Genomic DNA, 21,795 nt, shown 5'->3' with positions numbered 1-21,795 from the left:
CAGTTGTGGGCGACCGCCTCGTAGCCTCTTGTGAAGGTGTAGGGCGGTCGTGTCTCTGCGCGGCATGGTAGCACCGCCACATAATTGGCGGTACCTTGCAATGCAGCACAAAGCGTGCCCGTCGCGCCCGTGATTTCCCGTATGGACAGGGGTTCGCGTGTACACTGCGTTGCATCGAGACGGCCCGTGCCGCTGCCAGGCTGTCCGCGATGCGCCACACCTGCACAGCCAGCCTGGTGCAACCTGATTTCCGATTGCCCGTCCTGATGTACGCATGAGACGGGCAAACCAGTGACTACCTGAACATGACCAATTCCCCCCGCCAGGGCACCGCGACCCTGGCCGTGCTGATCGACGCCGACAACGCGGCGCCCGCCATCGTCGAAGGCCTGCTGGCCGAAGTCGCCAAGTACGGCGTGGCCGCCGTCAAGCGCATCTACGGCGACTGGACCCGACCCAACCTGGCCGGCTGGAAGGAGCGGCTGCTGTCGCACTCGATCCAGCCGATCCAGCAGTTCCGCTACACCGTGGGCAAGAACGCCACCGACAGCGCCATGATCATCGACGCCATGGACCTGCTCTACACCGGGCGCTTCGACGGCTTCTGCATCGTCTCCAGCGACAGCGACTTCACCCGCCTGGCCTCGCGCATCCGCGAGCAGGGGCTGACCGTCTATGGCTTCGGCGAGCGCAAGACCCCCAAGCCCTTTGTCACCGCCTGCGACAAGTTCATCTACTCCGACGTGCTGCGCGCCGACGCGGATACGGAAGGGACCGAAGGCGTCGACGGGGCTGCCGCGCCCACGCGCAAGCGCAGCACCGGCGAACTGCGCCAGGACTCGCGCCTGGTGCGCCTGCTGCAGAACGCGGCGCAGGCCGTGTCGGATGAAGACGGCTGGCTGACGCTCGGCAGCATGGGCAACCATATCGCCAAGCAGGCGCCGGAATTCGACTCGCGCAACTACGGCTACGGCAAGCTTTCCGAGCTGGTGCAGGCCACCGGCCTGTTCGAGGTCGAGACCCGCAACGGCGGCAACAACAAGACCATCTGGATCCGGCTCAAGAAGCGTTCCAAGGGGGGCGGGGAGAGCGACGGGCGTGGCCAGCCGCAGCCGCAGCAATCCCAACCGCAGCAGTCGCAGCAGCAGCGCCAGGCCCAGCAGGCTCAGGCACAGCCTGAAGCGCGCCGCCAGCCGGCACCGGCGCCCGTGCCCGCGGATCCGCCTGCGCCCGTCGTGGCCCAGCCAGAGGCGGCGCCTGAGCCGGTGCCAGTGCGCGAACCCGCGATCGGGCAGTCTGTCATCGCCGCCGAAGTGGCCGAACCGGAGCCCGTTGCCGAGCCGGTGGCGGAGGCAGCGCCGCAGGCAGAGTCCAAGGCCCGCCCCGCACGCAAACGCGCCACGCGCCGCCCTGACGTGACGCTGAGCGAAACCCCGTGGCCGATCGACCAGTCGATCTTTGCCGCGCCGGGCACGACGGTGCTGTCGGCGCAGGTTGAAGCGCAGCCAGAGGCCCAGCCCCAGCCTGAGGCGGCCGCTGCCGAGGCGGCGCCCGCCCGTGCACCGGCCAGGAAGACGCGCAAGCGCCCGGCCAAGAAAGCGGAGTAATGTGGCCGGCCGGCGCCATGCCGGCCCCACCCGCCAAAAAGAAAACGCCGGCATCGCGCCGGCGTTTTCTTTTGCAGAGGTCCTTACCGCACCAGCTGGTTGATTTCGATGATCGGCATCAGCACCGCCAGCACGATCAGCAGCACCACCACGCCCATGGTCAGGATCAGCAGTGGTTCCAGCAGGCTGGTCAGGAACAGCGTGCGGCGTTCCAGTTCCTGCGCCTCGCCCTGGGCCGCGCGGTCCAGCATCACCGGCAGGTTGCCAGTGGCTTCGCCGGAGCGGATCAGGTGCACCAGCACCGGCGGGAACTGGTTCTGCGCCGCCAGCGCGCGCGCCAGCGAGGCGCCTTCGCGCACGCGGGTGTTGGCGTCTTCCACGTTGGCGCGCAGCGCCTCGTTGGTCAGCGTCTCGCCCGCGGCCTGCAGGCTGCGCAGGATCGGCACCCCGGCCGACACCAGGATGGCCAGCGTGCCGGCAAAGCGCGCGGTGTTGTAGCCACGGATCAGCTTGCCCAGCAGCGGCGCGGTCAGCAGCCAGCGGTGCCATTCCAGCCGCACCGCGGGCTGGCGCAGCAGGCGGCGGATGCTGAACGCCGCCACCGCGATCACCGCCAGCGCCGCCCACCACCAGTTGCGCACGAAGTCCGACAGCGCCAGCATGACGATGGTCAGCGTCGGCAGCTTCTGCTTGGTGTTGGCGAACACGCTCACCACCTGCGGCACCACGTACGACAGCAGGAAGATCACGATGGCGAACGCCACCACCGTGACGATGGCGGGGTAGGTGAAGGCCAGCCGGATCTTGGAGGTCAGGGTGTTGCGCGACTCGATATAGCCGGCCAGCCGCTCCAGCACCAGTCCCAGGTGGCCGGAGTGCTCGCCGGCCGAGACCAGCGCGCGGTAGATGTCGGGGAAGTCGCGCGGGTGCTGCGCCAGCGCCACCGACAGCGAGCTGCCGCCCATCACCTCGGCGCGGATGCCGGCCAGCAGCTCGTGCACATAGGCGCGCTCGGCCTGGTCGGCCAGTGCGCCCAGGGCCTCGTCCAGTGGCAGCCCGGCCACGATCAGGCTGGCCAGCTGGCGCGTGAACAGCGCCTGCTCCTGCGTCGACAGCCTGCGCGCAAACAGCTGGCTGCCGCTGCGCGGCGCCAGGCCGGCACCAGCCAGCGGGTCAACGGTCAGCGGTGTCAGCCCGCGCGCGCGCAGCTGCGAACGCGCCTGGCGCGGGCTGTCGGCCTCGATCACGCCGCGGTCGGTCTTGCCGGCGGCGTCGGCGGCTTCGTAGCGGAAGGCTGGCATTCGGGTGGCTCCGCTTTAGTCGCGCGTCACGCGCAGCACTTCCTCAAGCGAGGTCGCGCCGCTGTCGACCCAGCGCTGCGCGTCGCCGCGCATGGTGTGCATGCCGTGCGCCAGTGCCACCTGCTTGATCTCGGACTCCGGCGCCTGCCGGTGGATCATGGTGCGGATCTCGTCACCGACGGTCAGCAGCTCATACACGCCCATGCGCCCCTGGTACCCGGACTGGCCGCACTTGTCGCAGCCCACCGGGTGCCACACGGTCTGCAGCGGCTTGCCCTGCGCGTGCAGCACCTCGGCCTCGGCGGCAGTGATCTCGATCACTTCCTCGCGCTTGCAGTGCTGGCACAGGCGGCGTACCAGCCGCTGTGCCAGCACCCCCAGCAGCGATGACGACAGCAGGAACGGCTCGATCCCCATGTCGACCAGCCGCGTCACCGCCGAGGCCGAGTCGTTGGTGTGCAGCGTGGCCAGCACCAGGTGGCCGGTCAGCGAGGCCTGCACCGCGATCTGCGCGGTTTCCAGGTCGCGGATTTCGCCGATCATGACCACGTCCGGGTCCTGGCGCAGGATCGCGCGCAGGGCCTTGCCGAAGGTCATGTCGATGCGCGCGTTGACCTGGGTCTGGCCGATGCCGTCCAGGTCGTACTCGATCGGGTCTTCCACCGTCATGATGTTGGTGGTGCGCGCATCCAGCCGCGACAGCGCCGCATACAGCGTGGTGGTCTTGCCCGAGCCGGTCGGCCCGGTCACCAGCACGATGCCGTGCGGCTGGCGGATCAGGTGGTCGAAGCCGCGCAGCGTGCCGGGCGCCATGCCCAGCTTGGCCAGGTCGAGCCGGCCCGCTTCCTTGTCCAGCAGGCGCAGCACCGCGCGCTCGCCATGGCCGGTGGGCAGGGTCGAGACCCGCACGTCGACCGGGCGCCCGCCCACGCGCAGCGTGATGCGGCCGTCCTGCGGCAGGCGTTTCTCGGCGATATCGAGCTGCGCCATGATCTTGATGCGCGAGATCAGCGCGCCGTGCAGCGCCTTTTTCGGCCGCACCACGTCGCGCAGCGTGCCGTCCACGCGAAAGCGCACCACCGACGACGACTCGAACGGCTCGATATGGATATCCGAGGCGCCTTCGCGCGCGGCCTGCGTCAGCAGCGCATTGATCATGCGGATGATCGGCGCGTCGTCCTCGGATTCAAGCAGGTCCTCCACCGCCGGGATGTCCTGCATCAGGCGCGACAGGTCGACCTCGCCTTCGACCTCGCCCACCACCTGCGCGGCGCTGCCGGCGTCCTGGCGGTTGTAGGCGTCGGCCATGGCGAGTTCCAGTGCGTCGGGCTCAAGCACGCGCAGCCGCAGCGCGCCGTGCACGCGCGCGACCTCGGCCAGCGCGGTCGGGGACGTGGCACGGGTCACCCAGACTTCCAGTCCGTCAGGGCGCTGGTGCGCGACCAGCAGCGGCGCCTCGCGCGCAAAGCCGTACGAGACCAGCCGCGCGGCCATCGGCGAGGGCGGCTCCAGGGTCTCGGCCGGCGCGCTGGCGCCGGCGGGCAGGGCAGTTTGGACTTCGCTAGCCATGTCGGGGCCTAGTTCTGGAACGCAGACTCGCCGCGCAGGCTCAGCGGCTGGGGTGCGTTCGCCGGTGCTTGCGGCAGCTGCTGCGGTGCCGGCTGCACGGGCTGTGGCTGGCCCGGCACGCCGGGCTGCGGGGCATTCTGCGGAAGGGGCTGCTGCAGGGGCAACGGGGCGGCAACCGGGCCGTTTGCACGCGGATCGACGAACGGCGTGGACGGAGCCTCGGCCGGCGGCAGCAACGGCGTGTTGGTATCACGCATCATGATGTTAGGCGAAACAAAGCCCTGCTGCTGCGCGCGCATATAGTCGTAGCGGTCCTGCGTCAGGCGGTCGGTGGCGCCGGCCGTGCGCATCACATAGGGGCGCAGGAACACCAGCAGGTTGGTCTTGGAGCGGTTCTTGTTCTCGTAGCGGAACAGGCCGCCGATCCATGGGATGTCGCCCAGCAGCGGCACCTTCTGCACGCCGTCGCCGTATGAGTCCTCGATCAGGCCGCCCAGCACGATGATCTGGCCGTCGTCGACCAGCACATTGGTCTCGATCGAGCGCACGTTGGTGGTCGGGCCCTGGATCAGGTTGGCGGTGGACTGCACCACCGACGACGATTCCTGGAAGATCTGCATCTTCACCAGCCCGCCGTCGGTGATCTGCGGCTTCACGCGCAGCGTGATGCCCACGTCCTTGCGGTCGAAGGTCTGGAACGGCGTGACCGACGCCGCGCCGCCGGTCTGGGCATAGGAGCCGGTGGTGATCGGGATGTTCTGGCCGATCAGGATCTTGGCTTCCTCGTTCTCCAGCGTGATCAGGTTCGGCGTGGACAGCAGATTGACGCTGCCGTTGGAGCCCAGCGCGCGCAGCAGCGCGCCCAGCCCCATCGCCTTGTTGACGATGCCCAGGTTCAGGCCGCCGACGTCCTTCACGAACCCTTGCGCCGCGGCGATGGCGGCGCCGCGGTTGGTGTCGGCCAGCGCCCCGGCCAGGGTCAGGTTCAGGATGTTCTGTCCGCCGGTGCCGAAGTTGGTGCCGGCAAAGACGTTGTTGTTGCCGCTCGACGAGCTGATCAGGCCCTGCCACTGGATGCCCAGCTCGCTCGCCTGGGTGGAGGTCACTTCGACGATCATCGACTCGATGTAGACCTGCGCGCGGCGCGCGTCGAGGTCGTCGATCACGCCGCGCAGGTTGCGGTAGACCGGTTCGCTGGCGGTGATGATGAGCGAGTTGGTGGACTGGTCGGCCTGGATGATGCCGCCGGTGGCCGGCTGGGTATTGGTGCCGAACGACGCGGCGAAGGCCGAGTTGCCATAGGCGCCGCCGGAGCCTCCCGCCGCGCCGGTGCCGCCCCGCATGCTGGCCTGGGTGCCGGTGGCGCCGCCGGTGAATTGCCCGCCGGCCGGCGTCGAGACATTGGTCATGCCCCCCGCGCCGCCGATGCCGCCGGCCTGCCCGCCGGGCTGGGTGGCGCTGGCAAAGCTGCTGTCGGCGGCGACAATGGCGCGCAGCGTGGCCGCCAGCTTGATCGCATCGGCGTTCTTCAGCGGCACCACCCAGATATTGCCGGGGCGCGCATAGGGCTGGTCGAGCTTTTCGATCAGCTGGCGCGCCTGCTGCAGCCGCGCGCGGCTGGTGGCGCGGATCATTAGCGAATTGCTGCGCGGCTCCGCCACCACCGAGGTGCGCAGGCTGGCGTCGACGCCCGGTGCGCCGCCGCCGGTGGCGCCCGCGGCGCCGGGGTCGAGCAGCTTCTGCAGCACCGCCGCGGTATCGCTGGCCAGGGCGTGCTTGAGCGGCACCAGCTCGACCTCGCCCGAGGCCGGCGCATCGACCGCGGCGATGATGCGCGCCAGCCGGCGCAGGTTGTCGGCGTAGTCGGTGATGACAAGCGTGTTGTTGGCCGGGTAGGCGGTGATGGTGTTGTTGGGCGCGATCATCGGCCGCAGCACCGGCACCAGGTTGTTGGCCGATTCATAGTTCAGCCGGAACACCTGCGTCACCACCTGGTCGCCGCGGCTGGGGCTGGCGCCGATCACCGTGGGCGAGCCCTGCAGCTTGGCGTCGGCCTCGGGCACGACCTTGGTGAAGCCGTTGCTCTCGACCATGGCATAGCCCTGCATGCGCAGCACCGAGCCCAGCGTCTGCAGCGCCTGCGCGCGCGAGACCGGCTGCTCGGTGACCAGGTTGACCGTGCCTTTCACGCGCGGGTCGATCACGAAGTTCTTGCCGGTGGCCTGGCCGACCGCCTTGACCACCGAGTCAAGGTCGGCGTTGACGAAGTTCAGCACCACTTGGTCGCGGTTGGACGGCGTGATGTCGGGCGGCGCGGGCGGGGTGCCGGTGCGCGCGCCGGGCTGGGCCCACAACGGCGCGGGCGCCAGCAGCGAGAGCCCGCACAGCAGGGCCACGGCGCGGGCGCAGGCGGTGTGGAAAACAGGTCGGATGGCGTGGGTTTTCATAGTCATTTCCGGGCGCTCCTGGATTGGCCAGGCATCAGAAGCGCAGCCTTGTCACATGGTTGTCTCGTCGTCCCAGCAGGCTCAGCAGGCTGGTCAGTTGCGTTGCCGCTTCGGGCTCGGCGTGCGCGGTGCCCTCGAAGCGCGCCTGCCGCCCCAGCGTGCCGCTGCCCTCCAGGTGCAGCGGCCCGGCGATGGTGCTCAGCTGCAGCTTGCCGCCACCCTCGCCGGTCCAGTCGATTTCGGCGCGGTAGCTGCCCAGCGGGCGCAGCCGGCTCACGGCCGACGACACCTGTTCGATGCGCAGCGTCATATGGCCGCGCATGCCCTGGCCCGAAAAGCGTCCCTGCAGCGTGGACCAGTCCACGCGCATCAGGCCGTCCGGGCGCAGCGTATTGAACGGCGCGCCGATGCCTTCGAGCAGCGCCGCGGGCAGCCGGATGGCGCCTGCCTGCGCACTCCAGCCGCCGGGGGTCACGGTGATGGCGACCGGCGCGGCCATGGCCTCGGAGTGGCTCACCACCAGGCGCGCGCTGCCGCCCAGCAGCGGCCAGAACGCCAGCGTCCATTGCAGCCGGCCGGGCAGCACGGTCGCGGTCTGGCTGCCGGCGCCGGCCGACAGCGCCAGCGTGGCGCTGCCATGCCAGAGCGAGCCGCTGGCATCGGCCAGCAGTACCCGTCCCTGCGTCTGCGTGGCCACGCGCGCGGCGATCCATGCCGCCGGCAGCATCGCCACCACGGTCACCGCGGCGCTCGCCAGGCCAAGCCCCAGCCAGCGCAGGCGCCGCCATGCGGCCGGCTGGCGCAGCTTGCGGCGCGGCAGGCGCAGCGTTTCCAGCCGTACCATCAGCTGCGGCCGCCCGGACCCTGCAGGGTCGCGCTGACGTTCACCAGCGCCGTGGCGCCGACATAGACGATACGGGCGTCGATCACCTTCATGCGCTGCTGCTGGCGCACGTCCTGCAGCCAGCCGCTGACCGCGCCGAACGGCACCTTGTCCAGCTGCACCTGCACGCTGTTGTCGGCGCCGGCGGCCAGCCGGGTCGCCTTCAGGCCGTGCTGGCCCAGGCTGTCCTGTAGCGCTTGCGTGAGCGCGTCGCCGCGCAGCGATGGCGCCGGCGTGGCCTTCAGGCCGCGGGCTTCCTGCGCCAGGGTTTCCATTTCGGCCAGGTCGGCGCGCAGCTTGGGCAGGTTGCGCGCCAGGCGCTCGCGGCCGTCGGCGGCCGGCTCCCACAGGACCAGGTAGCCGATCACCAGCGCCAGCACGGCGCCGCCGCCGCCCAGGATGGCCTGTTCGCGCGGGTTGCGCGCCGACCAGAAGGCGTTGAAGCGCTCCTGCCACGCCTGCGGCACGGACGGGCGCAGCCGCGCCAGGCGCGTGCGCAGCGCAGAGGTCGCGCCTGGCCGGCTGGCGCGTGGCGTCTGGCTTCGGGCTGTGTCTTTCATGGGGTTCATGCTGGTGGGCCCGCTTACAGGCCGGGCCTGACGGTCCAGCGGGAGCCGGGCGTCACCGGGGTGCCTGCGCTGCTGCTGGTACTGCCAGCGGCACTTCCGGCCTTGTCTTCTTCCATCTGCAGTCCGGCTTGGCGCGCGGCGCTGCGCAGCCCGGCCGTGTCCGTGCCCGGCTTGAGCGTCACCACCAGCATGCGGCCGCGGTACTCCAGCGCCTGCAGCGCGTCGGGCGGCAGCCTGCGCGCGGCCTGGGCAAAGCGGTCGGCCAGCGGCAGGAAGTCTTCCGGCGTGCTGCGGCCGCTGGCGGTGCGCAGCTGCTCGACCTGCCGCCGCATCTGCAGCGGCGCGTCGAGCACGGTCTGGATCTGCGGGAAGGCGCCGTGCAGCGCCTGCAACTGCGCGGCTTCCAGCCGCTGCTGCTCGCGCCGCAGCAGCAGCCAGTGCGTGTTCATGCCAATGACCTGGACCAGCACGATGCCCGCCAGCAATGCCAGCGGCACGCGCCATGCCACCAGGTTCCAGCGGTCGGCACGGCCCTGCGCGAATTCAAACTGCGCCAGGTCCAGCGCCGGCTCGCGCAGGCAGTCCTGCGCGCCTTCGATCCACAGCTGCCAGCTGGTGCGGGCGGCCTGGCGCAGGTCGGGCACCGGGGCCGCGGCGGCAGCGTCGGCATCGGCATACCAGGTGCCGGCAGGCGCAAGCGCCTGCCACGCGGCCAGGGCATCGTCGCCCAGCAGCAAGCCGTAGCCGGCGTGGGCGCCGGTGCGCACGGTCAGTTGCCACTGGCGCGCGGCGTCGGCGGCGGTGGCGGGCAGTTCGCCGCTTAACGCATCGCTCAACTCGCCGCTCCGGGCGAGGGCGCTGGCGGCGGCTTCGACCACCAGCGTGGCCGCCGGTGGCGGCGCGTCGGTGCTCGCCAGTGACGGCTCGGTGCTGGCTTGCGCGGCGGCGGCCAGCGGCACGCACAGCTGCGCGGCCAGCACATGGCGGCGCCGGTGGCGGTGTTCGGCAAAGGCGTCGAGCACGGCGCGCAGCCAGGCGCGGTCGGCCACCATCAGCAGCCGCTGGCGCGATCCGCGCGCGGCGCTGCCGTCCAGGGCAGGGCCCACGCCGATATGGCACGGCTGCGCATCGGTGGCGAGCGCGTCCTCGACCAGGTTGGGCAGCGCCTGTTTCAAACGGGCGGGCGGCAGCGGCGGCACGCTGGCGGTGGTCAGCAGTACGTCGCTGGCGGCGAGGATCAGCACCAGGCGCTCGGCCGCGGGCAGGTCAGCGATGCGGGCGTGGCCTTCGCGCAACACTTCCGGTGCCGCACGGGCCTGGCCACGCCGCGCTGCGTCGGCCGTGGCCGTGCGCACCAGCGCGAACGGCAGGGTGCCGAACTGCCACGGTTGCGGCTGGTCATGCGGCCGGTGCGGCAGGCGGACGTACAGGGTGGTGCTCAAGGTTTCCTTGCTTTGGCGTCAGTGGAACGGCTCGGGCAGGCGCATGGCCGGTTGGGATGCGCCCTGGATCGCCCCGGAGTCAGAAACTTGCCGGGGCGCGGGGATGCCGGCGGGCGGCCAGGAAGGCCGGACGGCGGCGGGTGGGCTGGGGCCACGCTCGCGCCAGCGCCGCAGCATACCTTGCCTGTGTGACTAAACCGCGTCAATACCATTCTCCCCGGTTGCTTGCGCGTGCAAATTCGGCCTGTTGCCTGGTTTGGTGGGCGCCGCTCAGCGCAGGTCCGGCAGCCGGTCCGCATCCTGGGTCCAGACCACGCGGGTGGTGTTGGCCGTGCCCAGCGGCTCGCCGCGGAAGATCAGCGACACCTGCAGCCGGGTGGCGCGCTCGTGCCGCACCAGTCCGTAGACCAGGAAGTAGTGCGTGCGCACGTCGAGCAGGTTGCCGAGGTTGGCGGCATCCGCCTGCGGCGCCACCGCGGCCAGCTGGGTCTGCAGGTTGCCCAGGTTGTTGAAGTAGGCGCGGTCGCGCTGGCGCACCAGTTCGCGCGCGCGCTCCAGCGGCAGCTTGTCGATGACCGCAGCCAGCACCTCGGCCTCGGCGGTGTTGGCGTTGACCAGCGTGCGCTCGGGCAGCACGGTAACAAAGGGCTCCAGCACCGCCACCATCTCCGGCGTGTAGCCGGGCAGTGCCATCAGCCCCTGCACGCTGTCCAGCGGGCGCGGCGCCGGCTGGCCGCTGGCATTGCCGCCCTGCGCGGCCTGCAGCATGTAGCGCGCCGTGTTCTCGGCCAGCGCCGGGTTCAGGCCGACCGTCTGCAGCAGGCGGCGGTATGCGGCCTGCGCCGCCGGGTCGACCGAGGCCGCGCGGCCTGCCTGGCCGCCTTCGCCGCCAGTGGCGGTCCACACCACCAGGTTGGCCAGGTTCAGGCGCGCCTGCGCATCCAGGATGCGGCCCGACAGGAACGAGGTCTCGCCCGCGACATCGGTGCGCAGTGCCGCGCCGAGGAAGTCCGACAGCCGCGTCTCGGCGATCGGCACCGCCCACGGCTCGCCCAGTTCGTCGACATTGGTGCGGCGCTGGTCGTCGCGCAGGATCAGCCGCGCCCAGTCCACGGCGGCACGCTCGATCCAGGTGGCCTGGGCCAGCAGCCGCTGGTTCTCGATGGCGCGGATCTGCACCTGCTGGCGCCACAGCATGCCGGACACCACCACCACGGCCAGCGTCACCATCAGCAGCGCGGTGACCACGGCCGCACCGCGCGGGCGGCGGCGCAACGGCACCAGGCGAGGCGGGCGGCCGGCTTGCCTCATAGCCCGGTCATGCAGATCTTCTGGAACTGCCGCGGCGCATCGCCATCGCCCATGCGGGCGAAGATGGTCAGTTCCACTGCGCGCACCGCGGTGTTGGGCTGTGCCGCGCCGGGCGCGGAGGCGGCCACGGCGCTGGCGGCATTGCCCGCGAACAGCACGTTGCGGATGCGCCCGCTGTCGGCCTGCCAGCCGGCGGGCTCCACCCATGCGCGCATGCTCATGCCGTCCACGTCGGCCAGCACGCGCCGCACCTGCGCGGTGTTGCCGCCGCCCTGGCGCAGGGCCAGCAGCGCCGACTGCAGGCCGGCCCTGCTGTTCACCGGCGGTGCCGCCACGCGCACCAGGGTATTGCCGTCGAGCTGGTACGACAGCACCTGCCAGGTAGGCGGCTGGCCTTCGTCGCGCCGGTCGCGCACCAGCAGCAGCCGATTCTGGCCGATCTCGACCGGGCTGGCCTGCAGCAGCGTGGGGTTGGCCAGGTGCTCGCAGTCGGCCTGGAGTTGGCCGTAGAGCACTTTCAGCGCGTCCAGGCGCGCGTCGTGGTCGGTGAGGCGCTCGCGGCTGCGCGTCAGGCTGTCCAGCGCGCGCCAGCCGATCACCGCCATCACCGCCAGCAGCGTGATGGCGACCAGCATCTCCAGCAGCGTGAAGCCGCCGGGCCGCCTTGGGCGGCGGCGCTCAGAGCACGTTGCGGGTTTCATTGGGGACTATGGTGACCAGCCACGCCAGGCGTACGGACTTGTCCGTGGCGGACGGGTAGACCGCGATTTCGACGCGGCGGAAAACGGGATTGGGCGTGCCCGAGACGGATTGCTCGCAATACAACGGCGTGCCGCCCTGCGGGCAGGCATAGCCGCTGACGCCGGGCTCGGGCCAGGTCTTGGCCAGGCGCAGCGCGGCCAGGTGATTCTCGGCACTCCACTCGGCCAGCATGCGCGCCTGCAGCGACGCGCTGGCATCGACCATCGAGCCCATCGCCCGCATTGCCGCGGTCAGCGCGACCGCCAGGATGGTCAGCGCCACCAGCACTTCGATTAGCGTAAAGCCGGCGTTGCGCCCGCGCCGGGCCGGCCGCGGCAAGGAGCGAGGGCAGGGTTTCATGGCGTGCTGGCGAAATAGCGGCCGCTGCCGTCGCCGGCAACGTCCACGCGGATATCGCCGCGCACCAGGATCAGCCGCTGCGGGGCATCGATCAGCTCGCGCCCGAAGATCAGCCGGGGCGGGCTGCTGGTCCCGGTGCTGCGGCCCCCTTCGGCCACGATCACCTGGTCCAGCGCCAGGCGCCAGTGGCCTGGGGCAAACACGTCGGTACGCATGGGGATCCAGCCATTGGGGGTCAATTCCAGGAAGCGCCAGCCGCTGGCATTGCCCTCCCAGGCGAGCGGGCGGGCGCCAAGCTGTGCCTCTTCCTGCGCCAGCTCGAACAGCCGCGCGATGCGCTGGCCGTCGTCTAGCACGCGGCCCCGTTCATTGGGCGAGGCGTTGACCGCCACCAGCGAGATCACGATGCCGGCGATCACCATGACCACCAGCAGCTCTAGCAGTGTAAAGCCGCGGCGCCGGGGGCCGGTCGCGCGGCGGCGCGGCGCCGTGGTCATGGTTGCAGGGGGGGGGCGGTGCTTATTCCCAGTTGCCGATGTCGGCGTCGTTGCCGTTGCCGCCGGCCTGGCCGTCGGCGCCGAAGCTGAACACGTCGATCTCGCCGCGCACGCCCGGGTTCAGGTACTGGTACGGATGGCCCCAGGGATCCTTGGGCAGCTTTTCCAGGTAGCCGCCGCCCTTCCAGTTGTTGGGCACGGGCTCGGTGGTGGGCTTGGCCACCAGCGCGGCCAGGCCCTGCTCGGTGGTGGGGTAGCGGCTGTTGTCCAGGCGATACAGCTTGAGCGCCTGCATGATCGACGAGATGTCCTGGCGCGCGGCCACGATGCGGGCCTCGTCCGGACGGCTCATGATCTTGGGCACCACCAGCGCCGCCAGCACGCCAAGGATCACGATCACGACCATGATCTCGATCAGGGTGAAGCCACGCGCACGGCGGGCACGCACGGAACGGGCGGGGCTGGCAATCTGGGAAGTGAATCTGCGCATCGTCAGTGGACCTCTTGGCTGGAATGGCTGGGCCCGCACCGGTTGGGGGGCGGCGGGCCGGGTTCGCCAGTCAGTATAACCGGCGCCACATGACTGTTTTATGGGCGGCCCCTTCGGCACCTCAGCATTGTCTGATCCGGATCACAGTTACTGAGGACGGGCATCCGGCAGGGAAATAACTTGCATCCTGGATGCATCTTTTTTAAGATGGCGACACGATGCAACTGACCCGCTTTTCCGACTATGCGTTGCGCCTGCTGATGTACGTCGCCCGTGGCGATGGCAGCCGGCCGATCACCATTGCCGAGGTGGGGCAGCAGTTCGGCATCTCGCACAACCACCTCGTCAAGGTGGCGGCGCGGTTGTCGAAGTTGGGCTGGATCAGTGCCACGCGCGGCCGCCACGGGGGCCTGCAGCTGGGCCCCGGCGCCGAGCGGCTGACCATCGGCACCATCCTGCGCGAGCTGGAAGGGCACAAGGCGGTGATCGACTGCAACAACCCGCCCTGTGCGCTGAACGGCAACTGCCGACTGAAGCGCGCGCTGGACGTGGCCGAGCAGGCTTTCTACCGCGCGCTGGACGACGTCACGCTGGCCGATGTCACCGGCAGCCAGACGGCCGAGTCGATCATCCGCCTGCATCGCGATTTCCTGAACCGGCATTCGGCCTGAGCGGATCCTGTCCGCCCCGGGCCGGCGAGAGCCGGTTTTATTTTGAGCAAAAACATGCATTTTATTTGCATGATTTAAAACGGAGTGTTTCCTGATGCTGTCCGCCGCTTCCCGCCCCTATATCGATGCAAGCGTCCCCGTGCTGCGCGAGCACGGCCTGGCCATCACCACGCATTTCTACCGCGAGATGTTCGCGGACCGGCCCGAGCTGACGCAAATGTTCAACATGGGCAACCAGGCCAACGGCAGCCAGCAGCAGTCGCTGGCCTCGGCCGTGTTCGCCTATGCGGCCAATATCGATAACGCCGCGGCGCTGGGGCCGGTGCTCGAGCGCATCGTCCACAAGCATGCGGCCGTGGGCCTGACGCCCGCGCACTACCCGATCGTCGGCCGCCACCTGCTGGGCGCCATCTCCGCGGTGCTGGGCGAGGCCGCCACGCCGCCGCTGCTGGCCGCCTGGGACGAGGCCTACTGGCTGCTGGCCGGCGAGCTGATCGCCGCCGAGGCGCGCCTGTACCAGCGCACCGGCGTGGCCGCCGGCGAGCTGACGCCGGTGCGCGTGGTGCGACGCGAGGCGCAGGGCGACCAGGTGGTGGCGCTCACCCTGGCTGCCGCCGACGGCCAGCCGCTGCGTGCGTTCCGCCCGGGCCAGTACATCAGCGTCGAGGCGCGCCTCGACGATGGCCAGCGCCAGCTGCGCCAGTATTCGCTGTCGGCCGAAAGCGGGCTGCCGACCTGGCGCATCTCGGTCAAGCGCGAGGCGGGCGACCGCACCACCCCGGCCGGCGCGGTGTCCAACTGGCTGCACGCCAACGCCCAGGAGGGCACGGAACTCAAGGTGAGCGCGCCGTTCGGCGAGTTCACGCCGGCGCTCGACGGGCGCCGTCCGCTGGTGCTGCTATCGGCCGGCATCGGCATCACGCCGATGCTGTCGGTGCTGCGCACGCTGGCCGCGCAGGGATCGCAGCGCCAGGTGCTGTTTGCCCATGCCGCGCGCGATGGCCGCCACCACGCCCATCGCGCCGACCTGCAATGGGCGCGCGAACGCCTGCCGCAGCTCGCCACGCACATCAGCTATGAAACCCCGCAAGCGGGCGACGTCGCCGGCCGCGACTACGACCACGCCGGCACAATGCCGGTGGCCGAACTGCTGCGCCAGCCCGACCTGCAGCGCTTTGTTGACGGCAGCTTCTACCTGTGCGGACCGCTCGGCTTCATGCAGGAGCAGCGCCATGCGCTGGTCAGCGCGGGCGTGCCGGTGGCGCATATCGAGCGCGAGGTGTTCGGGCCGGACCTGCTGGACGACCTGCTCTAAGCGTCGGCGGGGCGGCACCGGCACGGCAGACAGTGTCATGGGGCTCTGGTACGCTTGGCGCGTCTGCGCTCACGCGCCATTGCCCGCCTTGTGGGTATCCAGGTCCCGATCCCATGCAACTGTCCCTCCGGCCTTCGCTCCGCTTCGATGCCTCCGCGCCCTGGCTGTCGCGCCTGGCCAGCCTGGTGTTGTTCATAGCGCTATGTGCGCTTGCCACCTACTGGGTGCTGACCTTCAGCGCGATGCGTACCATCCCGGTGCCGCAGAACGCGCGCGTAGCCCAGACCGAGGCGGTCGAGACCGGCGCGGTCGCGACGCTGTTTGGCGGCTCGGCGCAGGGCGGCCCGCGCGACGTGCAGCTGATCGGCGTAGTGGCCGAGGTGGATGGCGGCGCGGGCGCGGCAATCGTGTCGATCGATGGCGGCCCGCCCAAGGCGGTGCGCGCCGGCGCCGAGCTGTCGCCGCAGATCCGGCTGGCGGAGATCCGCCAGCGTGCGGTGGTGATCGAGCGCGGCGGCGTGCGCCAGGAAATCGTGCTGCCGCTGCAGGCCGGCGCCACGCGCGGCGCACCGGCAGCGGCCGGTGCCTTGCCCACGCCGCCCGCCGGCGCCGCGGCACCGATGGCAACGCCGATGCCGCCCCCGGCGCCGGTCGTGAGCCAGCAGCCGCAAGGCCAGGCGCCTGCGCAGCAGGCCCAGCCCGCGCAACCGCAGCCGCAACCGGTCGATCCGCGCCAGTACCAGCCGTTGATGGCACCGCAGGCGGCCGGCGAAGACCAGCTGGCGCCGAAGGACTGATACAGGGCACCAAATATTCGCGCTTGCTTGCGTTCCCTTACGGCGCGCGGGCCTTTCTGTGAGCCGGGTAACATCGTATTAAAAGCGCCAACTTCCCCGCATCGTCTGCGTTCTAATCCGTACATGCCAAACGTGATGAAAAGGAGCAAGACATGCAACGCAATCACAAGCCGCAGATCCTGAAGCAGTTCCTGGCCGCATCGGCCGCCCTCCTGGTCGCCGGTGGCGCATTTGCCCAGGCCAGCGCCCCTGCCGCACCCGCTGCGCCGGCCGGCAAGCCCGGCATGGGTCAGCATCACCACCACGGTGGCGGCATGTGGATGAAGTCGATCGATACCGACGGCGATGGCGCGATCTCCAAGGCGGAAGCCGACGCCTGGTTCAACAAGCTCGACACCAACCACGACGGCAAGATCGACAAGGCCGAGATGGATGCGCACCGCAAGGCCGCCATGGCCGAGCATCATGCGCGCATGCAGGCAGCCTTCGACGAGAAGTTCAAGGCGGCCGACAAGAACGGCGACGGCGCGCTGACCAAGGCTGAGGCCAATGCCGGCATGCCGCGCCTGGCCAAGCGCTTCGACCAGCTCGACGCCAACCACGACGGCAAGCTGACCCGCGACGAAATCCGCGCCGGCATGGAAAAGATGCACCGCGAGCACTCGCAGCGCGGCGACCGCGGCCCGCGTGGCCAGGGGGCTCCGGGCAGCCAGCCGGCACCCGCGGCACCGGGCTCTCCGTCTACCAGCGGCGGCTGACCGGCCCTGGCAGGGCCGCGCCAGCGGACACTGCCAGCGACGCCACCAAGCGCGCGAGCCTTAGGGTTCGCGCGCTTTTTCTTTGCCTGTCCGCCTTGTTCGTGCACCAGGAAGAATCTGACCTCGCTCGCAAACGCCCGTAGAATGCCGCTTCCCTGTTTGCCGGGCTTGGCACCATCCTTGCCTGCTTCCGGCCGGCGGGGCGCGGCCGCGATTCGCGGAGGCGCCACCGCACAGGTTTGCCCAGCCCGACCGGCTGCCGCGCGAGTGACCGATAAGGCTGTCAGCTCATCAGAAGCGGCCCTGTATCGGACGTAATTGCACAAAAAATTGCGTACTTGTGCACGGCTTGCTAAATTTGCGCAAAAAAATTGCCAATAAACATATTGCGGAGCAACAATATCGTGAGCAAGGTGGAGTTGGACAAGATCGACCGGAAGATCCTGGAAGTGCTGCAGACCAACGGCCGGTTGACCAACCTGGAAGTGGCCGAGCGCGTCAACCTGTCGCCCAGCCCCTGCCTGCGCCGCATCCGGCGGCTGGAGGAGATCGGCGTGATCCGGCAGTACGCAGCGCTGCTGGAGCCCAACAAGATCGGACTTGGCCTGCTGGCCTATATCAATGTCCGGCTGGAAAAGCATGGCGGCGCGCCCAAGGGCAAGGCACCGCTGGACCTGTTCCGCGCCTCGATCGCGGTCTGGCCGGAGGTGGCCGCGTGCCACGCCATGACCGGCGAAATGGACCTGCTGCTCAAGGTCTACGTGGAAGACATGGAGCACTTCGCGCGCTTCATGCAGGAACAGCTGCTGGCGCATCCGTCGGTGATCGACGTGCGCTCCAGCTTTGCGCTGGAAAGCATCAAGGACACCACGGCGCTGCCGGTGGGTGGCGCGGCCTGATGCGGCAAACCTGAGGCCGCAAACAAAAACGGCGCATCGATGCGATGCGCCGTTGGCGTGGAATCCGCAATAAGCGGACCCCGCGGAGCTCAGGCGGTGTGCTTCTGCGGCATCATGGTGCGCCAGAAGCGCAGCCCGAAGCGGCGCGCGTCACGCAGGTTGCGGCGCACCGCGTAGTCCAGGTCGGCGAGCTGCTCGTCCAGCGCTTCAGTCAGGCGGCTGGCGGTGTCGGCCGGCGGCAGTTCCAGGTAGGCATCGGCCTCGCCATAGGCGTACTGGACCTTCATGCCGGCCTTCTTGGCAATGTGCATCATCGCTGCGTTGCGCGACAGGCAGTGCATGTACAGCGTGCGCACATTGGTGTTGCGGCCATGGATCGCGGCACGCTCGAACAGCGCGCTGCCGATGCCGCGACCGCGGGCGCTGCCCGACACCGACACGCCGAACTCCGCCACGCGGCCCTGGGCGTTGTCGCGCAGGTTGGCGAAGTGGCCCACCCCGATCAGCTCGAGCTTGTCGTCGTACACGCCGAACACGCTGTCATGGTCGAAATCGATGCTGTCGACATAGGCTTCGATCACGTGGTCGCCCACGGACTGGCCAAAACGGAGCAGGCGATCCTCCTCGCCCAGGGCGAGGAAATGCTTCAGCAGGCGCGAGCGATGGTGGGCCGCCAGCTCGCGCACCAGTACGGTGGCGCGGCGGGTGGCCTGTGCGGCTTCGGCTGCCTTGCGCAGATCTTCGTCGGTCAGTGCGCCGACGGCCTTGCTCAGTTCGAGCGGATTCACGTTAATTCCTTCCTCGTGCGGTCACAGATAAACATAGCACTGCGTTGGTGTTTTTTCAGGCACTTTTCCCTGCATCGGTGCAGGACTCGGGGAAACACCATCTTGATGCGGAGCCAAAAGTATTGTAGTGGAATTGTCAGTTCGGCGTAAGCTTCCCGCGCCGCAGCAGGCCGTTGTCTCGCCGCAGCACCATTAAAAATCGAATAAAATCAATAGCTTGAAAAAATGTGATGAATTGTTGCCGGACGCCGGATGTGGATTTGGTGCAACGCCACAATTCCGCGCTTTCCCGCAGGTTCGTCTGCTTTCCTTGCCCAGCCGATCGCCTTTGATGACCGAGCCCCCAATCGTTGTGATCTACGCGCATCCCACGCCCAGCCGTTCGCGCGTCAACCGGCCCCTGGCCGATGCCCTGGCCGCGCTGTCGCAGGTACAGGTACGCGATCTCTACCGCAGCTATGTCGACTATGACATCGACGTCGTCGCCGAGCAGCGCGTGCTGTCGGTCTCTGACACCGTCGTGCTGCAGTTCCCGGTGCGCTGGTACAGCGTGCCGGCGCTGCTCAAGCTGTGGCTCGATGAGGTGCTGGAGCCAGGCTGGGCCTATGGCCCCGGCGGCACCGCGCTGCGTGGCAAGTCCTTGCTGGCGGTGGTGAGCACCGGCGGCACAGCCGATTCCTACGGGCCGGACGGCACCCATGGCCACCCGATCGGGGACTTCCTGTTGCCGCTGGAGCAGACCGCCTTGCTGTGCGGCATGAACTGGCTGCCGCCGGTGGTGCTGCACGACGCCAACAATGCCGACGCCCAGGCGCTGGCCGAGCATATCGCCCACGTCTGCGGGCGGCTGGGCACCGGCACCGCGCCGGCGGGGAGGCAGGCATGAACCAGCACGATTTCCTGATTGCGCTGCTGGTGTTCTTGGTGGCGGCGGTGGTGGCGGTGCCGCTGGCGCGGCGCGGCGGCCTGGGCGCGGTGCTGGGCTACCTGCTGGCGGGGGCGGCGATCGGGCCGTTTGCGTTGCGCCTGGTGACCAATGTCGAATCGATCCTGCATTTCTCCGAGTTCGGCGTGGTGCTGATGATGTTCGTCATCGGCCTGGAGTTGGAGCCGCGCAAGCTGTGGGCACTGCGGCGGAGCATATTTGGCTATGGCGGCGCGCAGCTGGCCGCCTGCGCGCTGGTGATTGGCGCGGTGGCGGCGCTGGCGGGCGCGCCGTGGCAGGTGGCGCTGGTGGCGGGCCTGGGGCTGGCGTTGTCGTCCACCGCGATCGCGCTGGCGACACTGACCGAGCGCAACCTCTTCGGCACGCCGGCGGGGGCGGCGAGCTTCGGCATCCTGCTGTTCCAGGACATCGCCGCGATCCCGATGATCGCGCTGTTGCCGCTGCTGGCCACGCAGGGCGCAGAAGGCGCGGGTCCGGGCGCGGCCGGCTGGCTGGCGGCAGGCAAGGCGGTGGCGGTGATCGGTGCGGTGGTGGTCGGCGGCCGTTATCTGGTGCGCCCGGCGCTGCGCTTTATCGCCCGCACCGACATGCGCGAGATGTTCACCGCGTTTGCGCTGCTGCTGGTGGTGGGCATTGCGTTGATGATGGACGCGGTGGGCTTGTCGATGGCGCTGGGCACCTTCCTGGCCGGCGTGCTGCTGGCCGATTCGGAATACCGCCACGCGCTCGAGGCCGACCTGGAGCCGTTCAAGGGCCTGCTGCTGGGCCTGTTCTTCATGGCCGTCGGCATGTCGATCGACTTTGCCGTGCTGGCGCGCTCGCCCTGGCTGGTGCTGGGTCTGGTGGCCGCCTTCGTGATTGCCAAGACCGCGTTGCTGGCGCTGCTGGCGCGGTATTTCGCCATCGCTCGCGGCCAGCGGCTGCTGTTTGCGCTGCTGATCTCGCAGGGCGGTGAGTTCGCCTTCGTGGTGTTCGGCGTGGCCGGCACCGCCGGCCTGCTGCCGCGCGAGACCGAGGCCCTGCTGGTGCTGGTGGTGGCGCTGTCGATGGTGTCCACGCCCTTGCTGCTGCTGGCCTATGACCGGCTGGTAGCGCCGCGCCTGGGCAGCGGCAAGGCCCGGCCGGACGAGGCCATCACGCCGCAGCACAATCCGGTGCTGATCGCCGGCTTCGGGCGCTTCGGCCAGATCGTCGGCCGCCTGCTGTACACCCAGGGCGTGGGCGTGACAGTGCTGGACCACGACCCCGACCAGATCGAGTTCCTGCGCCAGTACGGCTTCAAGGTCTTCTATGGCGACGCCACCCGGCTGGACCTGCTGGAGGCCGCGGGCATTGCCGACGCGCGCATCCTGGTGGTCGCCATCGACGGCATGGACGAGGGCCTGGAACTGATCGACCGCGTGCGCCAGCGCTTTCCGGAACTGCAGATCTACGCCCGGGCGCGCCATGTGTCGCATGTCTACCAGCTCAAGGACCGCGGCGTGCACCTGTTCGAGCGCGAGATGTTCGAGGGCTCGCTGATGCTGGGGCGCCGCGTGCTGGAGGGGCTGGGCTTCGATCCGGCCGAGGCCCGCAACGTGGCACTGCGTTTCCGGCGCCACAACATCCAGGCGATCGACCGCTTCTATCCGCACTACACCGACCAGAAGAAGCTGGTCTCGCTGGCGCGCCAGGCGCGCGACGAACTGGAAGAGATGTTCCGCCAGGACCGCGAGCAGCGGCGCCAGCGCGAAGAGGCCGAGTGGATGTGAGTGGCAGGCCGACGGGCCAGCGCCGCGTCAGCGCGCGGCCGCGGCCCGGCCGGGCAGGCCGCCTTCGAGCAGGTCGACCACCATCTCGGCAAACGCTGCATAGGACAGCCGGCCGCCCGGCTTGAGCCAGGTGAAGGTCCAGTTGATCATGCCAAAGATGGTCATGGTCAGCGCGGTCTGGTTCTCGCGCGTGACGCGCTCCGGGTAGGCCCGGCGCAGCAGGCGCGAGAAGGCCGCGACCACGTCGCGCTCGCGGCCCAGGATCAGGTCGCGCTGGGTCTCGGCCAGGAACTTGACGTCGTTGATCAGCGCGATATGGCGCGTCTGCGAGGTCTCGTACTCCGCCAGGAAGGCACGTATCAGGTTGCCGAAGGCTTCCTTGTCGGTGCGCGCGTGGCGCTCGGCGTCGGCCTCCACTTCAGTGACTAGCAGCATCAGCCGGCGCGTGTAGCGGTCCAGCAGGTCGAACAGGATCGCTTCCTTGCTCTCGTAATAGTGGTACAGCCGCGCCTTGGAGGTGCCGCAGGCGGCGGCCAGGTCGGCCATCGAGGTGCTGGGGTAGCTGCTGTTGGCAAAGGCGGCGGCGGCCAGGTCCAGGATCTGCTCGCGCTGCGCCTCGAAATCGGGTGCCTTGGTACGGGCCATATTCTCGT

The 21,795-nt window shown here is 69.5% G+C and carries 21 protein-coding genes; 8 read left to right on the top strand and 13 right to left on the bottom strand.

The features are described 5' to 3' along the window. Positions 1-305 precede the first annotated feature (305 nt). Entirely contained in the window at positions 306-1,607 is a 1,302-nt protein-coding gene (locus KB879_RS30075) for an NYN domain-containing protein (RefSeq protein ID WP_211980394.1), read from the top strand. 83 nt (positions 1,608-1,690) lie between these two features. On the opposite strand, the gene gspF is transcribed toward KB879_RS30075, so the two are convergent. The 11 genes from gspF to gspG form a co-directional block, all read right to left on the bottom strand. Beyond that, entirely contained in the window at positions 1,691-2,908 is a 1,218-nt protein-coding gene (gspF, locus tag KB879_RS30070) for a type II secretion system inner membrane protein GspF (protein WP_013958294.1), read from the bottom strand. Between the two features lie 15 nt (positions 2,909-2,923). After that, entirely contained in the window at positions 2,924-4,477 is a 1,554-nt protein-coding gene (gspE, locus tag KB879_RS30065) for a type II secretion system ATPase GspE (protein ID WP_305852184.1), read from the bottom strand. 8 nt (positions 4,478-4,485) lie between these two features. After that, entirely contained in the window at positions 4,486-6,924 is a 2,439-nt protein-coding gene (gene gspD, locus KB879_RS30060; RefSeq protein WP_211982350.1) for a type II secretion system secretin GspD, read from the bottom strand. 34 nt (positions 6,925-6,958) lie between these two features. Continuing rightward, complete coding sequence (locus tag KB879_RS30055; RefSeq protein WP_153954266.1) at positions 6,959-7,768, bottom strand: type II secretion system protein N; 810 nt, start codon at positions 7,766-7,768, stop codon at positions 6,959-6,961. Further along, the gene (locus tag KB879_RS30050) at positions 7,768-8,376 is read right to left on the bottom strand and encodes a type II secretion system protein M (protein WP_013958290.1); all 609 of its coding nucleotides are present in this window, start codon (positions 8,374-8,376) and stop codon (positions 7,768-7,770) included. The genes KB879_RS30055 and KB879_RS30050 overlap by 1 nt, the downstream gene beginning before the upstream one ends. A gap of 14 nt (positions 8,377-8,390) precedes the next feature. Further along, complete coding sequence (gene gspL / locus KB879_RS30045) at positions 8,391-9,818, bottom strand: type II secretion system protein GspL (RefSeq protein WP_153954267.1); 1,428 nt, start codon at positions 9,816-9,818, stop codon at positions 8,391-8,393. Positions 9,819-10,088: 270 nt separating this feature from the next. After that, positions 10,089-11,129, bottom strand: coding sequence for a type II secretion system minor pseudopilin GspK (gene gspK, locus KB879_RS30040; RefSeq protein WP_211980393.1), 1,041 nt, complete (start codon positions 11,127-11,129; stop codon positions 10,089-10,091). Beyond that, positions 11,126-11,830: a type II secretion system protein J gene (locus KB879_RS30035; protein WP_211980392.1), complete on the bottom strand. Its 705-nt coding sequence runs from the start codon at positions 11,828-11,830 to the stop codon at positions 11,126-11,128. The genes gspK and KB879_RS30035 overlap by 4 nt, the downstream gene beginning before the upstream one ends. Beyond that, a complete protein-coding gene (gene gspI, locus KB879_RS30030; RefSeq protein WP_013958286.1) occupies positions 11,808-12,230 on the bottom strand; it encodes a type II secretion system minor pseudopilin GspI in 423 nt (140 codons plus the stop codon). The genes KB879_RS30035 and gspI overlap by 23 nt, the downstream gene beginning before the upstream one ends. Continuing rightward, the gene (locus KB879_RS30025) at positions 12,227-12,727 is read right to left on the bottom strand and encodes a GspH/FimT family pseudopilin (RefSeq protein WP_153954269.1); all 501 of its coding nucleotides are present in this window, start codon (positions 12,725-12,727) and stop codon (positions 12,227-12,229) included. The genes gspI and KB879_RS30025 overlap by 4 nt, the downstream gene beginning before the upstream one ends. 22 nt (positions 12,728-12,749) lie before the next feature. Continuing rightward, positions 12,750-13,217: a type II secretion system major pseudopilin GspG gene (gspG, locus tag KB879_RS30020; protein ID WP_153954270.1), complete on the bottom strand. Its 468-nt coding sequence runs from the start codon at positions 13,215-13,217 to the stop codon at positions 12,750-12,752. A gap of 218 nt (positions 13,218-13,435) precedes the next feature. Here gspG and KB879_RS30015 point away from each other — a divergent pair, with 218 nt between their 5' ends. The 5 genes from KB879_RS30015 (at position 13,436) to KB879_RS29995 (ending at position 17,657) form a co-directional block, all read left to right on the top strand. Continuing rightward, positions 13,436-13,888: an Rrf2 family transcriptional regulator gene (locus KB879_RS30015; protein WP_013958283.1), complete on the top strand. Its 453-nt coding sequence runs from the start codon at positions 13,436-13,438 to the stop codon at positions 13,886-13,888. 94 nt (positions 13,889-13,982) lie between these two features. Then, on the top strand, positions 13,983-15,203 hold the full coding sequence (locus KB879_RS30010; RefSeq protein WP_153954272.1) for a globin domain-containing protein: 1,221 nt from the start codon (positions 13,983-13,985) through the stop codon (positions 15,201-15,203). Between the two features lie 113 nt (positions 15,204-15,316). After that, positions 15,317-16,000 (top strand): type II secretion system protein N, encoded by a 684-nt coding sequence (locus KB879_RS30005; protein ID WP_013958281.1) that lies wholly within the window; start codon positions 15,317-15,319, stop codon positions 15,998-16,000. Between the two features lie 152 nt (positions 16,001-16,152). Beyond that, complete coding sequence (locus tag KB879_RS30000; RefSeq protein ID WP_013958280.1) at positions 16,153-16,758, top strand: EF-hand domain-containing protein; 606 nt, start codon at positions 16,153-16,155, stop codon at positions 16,756-16,758. 404 nt (positions 16,759-17,162) lie between these two features. After that, positions 17,163-17,657, top strand: a complete 495-nt coding sequence (locus tag KB879_RS29995; RefSeq protein WP_010813460.1) for an Lrp/AsnC family transcriptional regulator — start codon at positions 17,163-17,165, stop codon at positions 17,655-17,657. An 89-nt stretch (positions 17,658-17,746) separates the two neighbouring features. Here the strand turns inward: KB879_RS29995 and KB879_RS29990 are convergent, their stop codons facing one another. Continuing rightward, positions 17,747-18,445 carry a GNAT family N-acetyltransferase gene (locus KB879_RS29990; protein WP_211980391.1) on the bottom strand — a complete coding sequence of 233 codons (699 nt, stop codon included), beginning with the start codon at positions 18,443-18,445 and terminating at the stop codon, positions 17,747-17,749. Positions 18,446-18,776: 331 nt separating this feature from the next. Here KB879_RS29990 and KB879_RS29985 point away from each other — a divergent pair, with 331 nt between their 5' ends. Continuing rightward, the gene (locus KB879_RS29985) at positions 18,777-19,331 is read left to right on the top strand and encodes an NAD(P)H-dependent oxidoreductase (protein ID WP_013958278.1); all 555 of its coding nucleotides are present in this window, start codon (positions 18,777-18,779) and stop codon (positions 19,329-19,331) included. Next, positions 19,328-21,142, top strand: coding sequence for a glutathione-regulated potassium-efflux system protein KefC (gene kefC, locus KB879_RS29980; RefSeq protein ID WP_211980390.1), 1,815 nt, complete (start codon positions 19,328-19,330; stop codon positions 21,140-21,142). The genes KB879_RS29985 and kefC overlap by 4 nt, the downstream gene beginning before the upstream one ends. Positions 21,143-21,169: 27 nt before the next feature. Here kefC and KB879_RS29975 read toward each other — a convergent pair whose 3' ends face one another. Then, positions 21,170-21,787: a TetR/AcrR family transcriptional regulator gene (locus tag KB879_RS29975; protein WP_013958276.1), complete on the bottom strand. Its 618-nt coding sequence runs from the start codon at positions 21,785-21,787 to the stop codon at positions 21,170-21,172. Positions 21,788-21,795 lie beyond the last annotated feature (8 nt).

The organism is Cupriavidus sp. KK10, from assembly GCF_018223725.1.
Taxonomy (GTDB): Bacteria; Pseudomonadota; Gammaproteobacteria; order Burkholderiales; family Burkholderiaceae; genus Cupriavidus; species Cupriavidus necator.
Note: the sequence above shows the minus strand (reverse complement) of the source record. Positions and strands in the feature narration are given on the sequence as shown.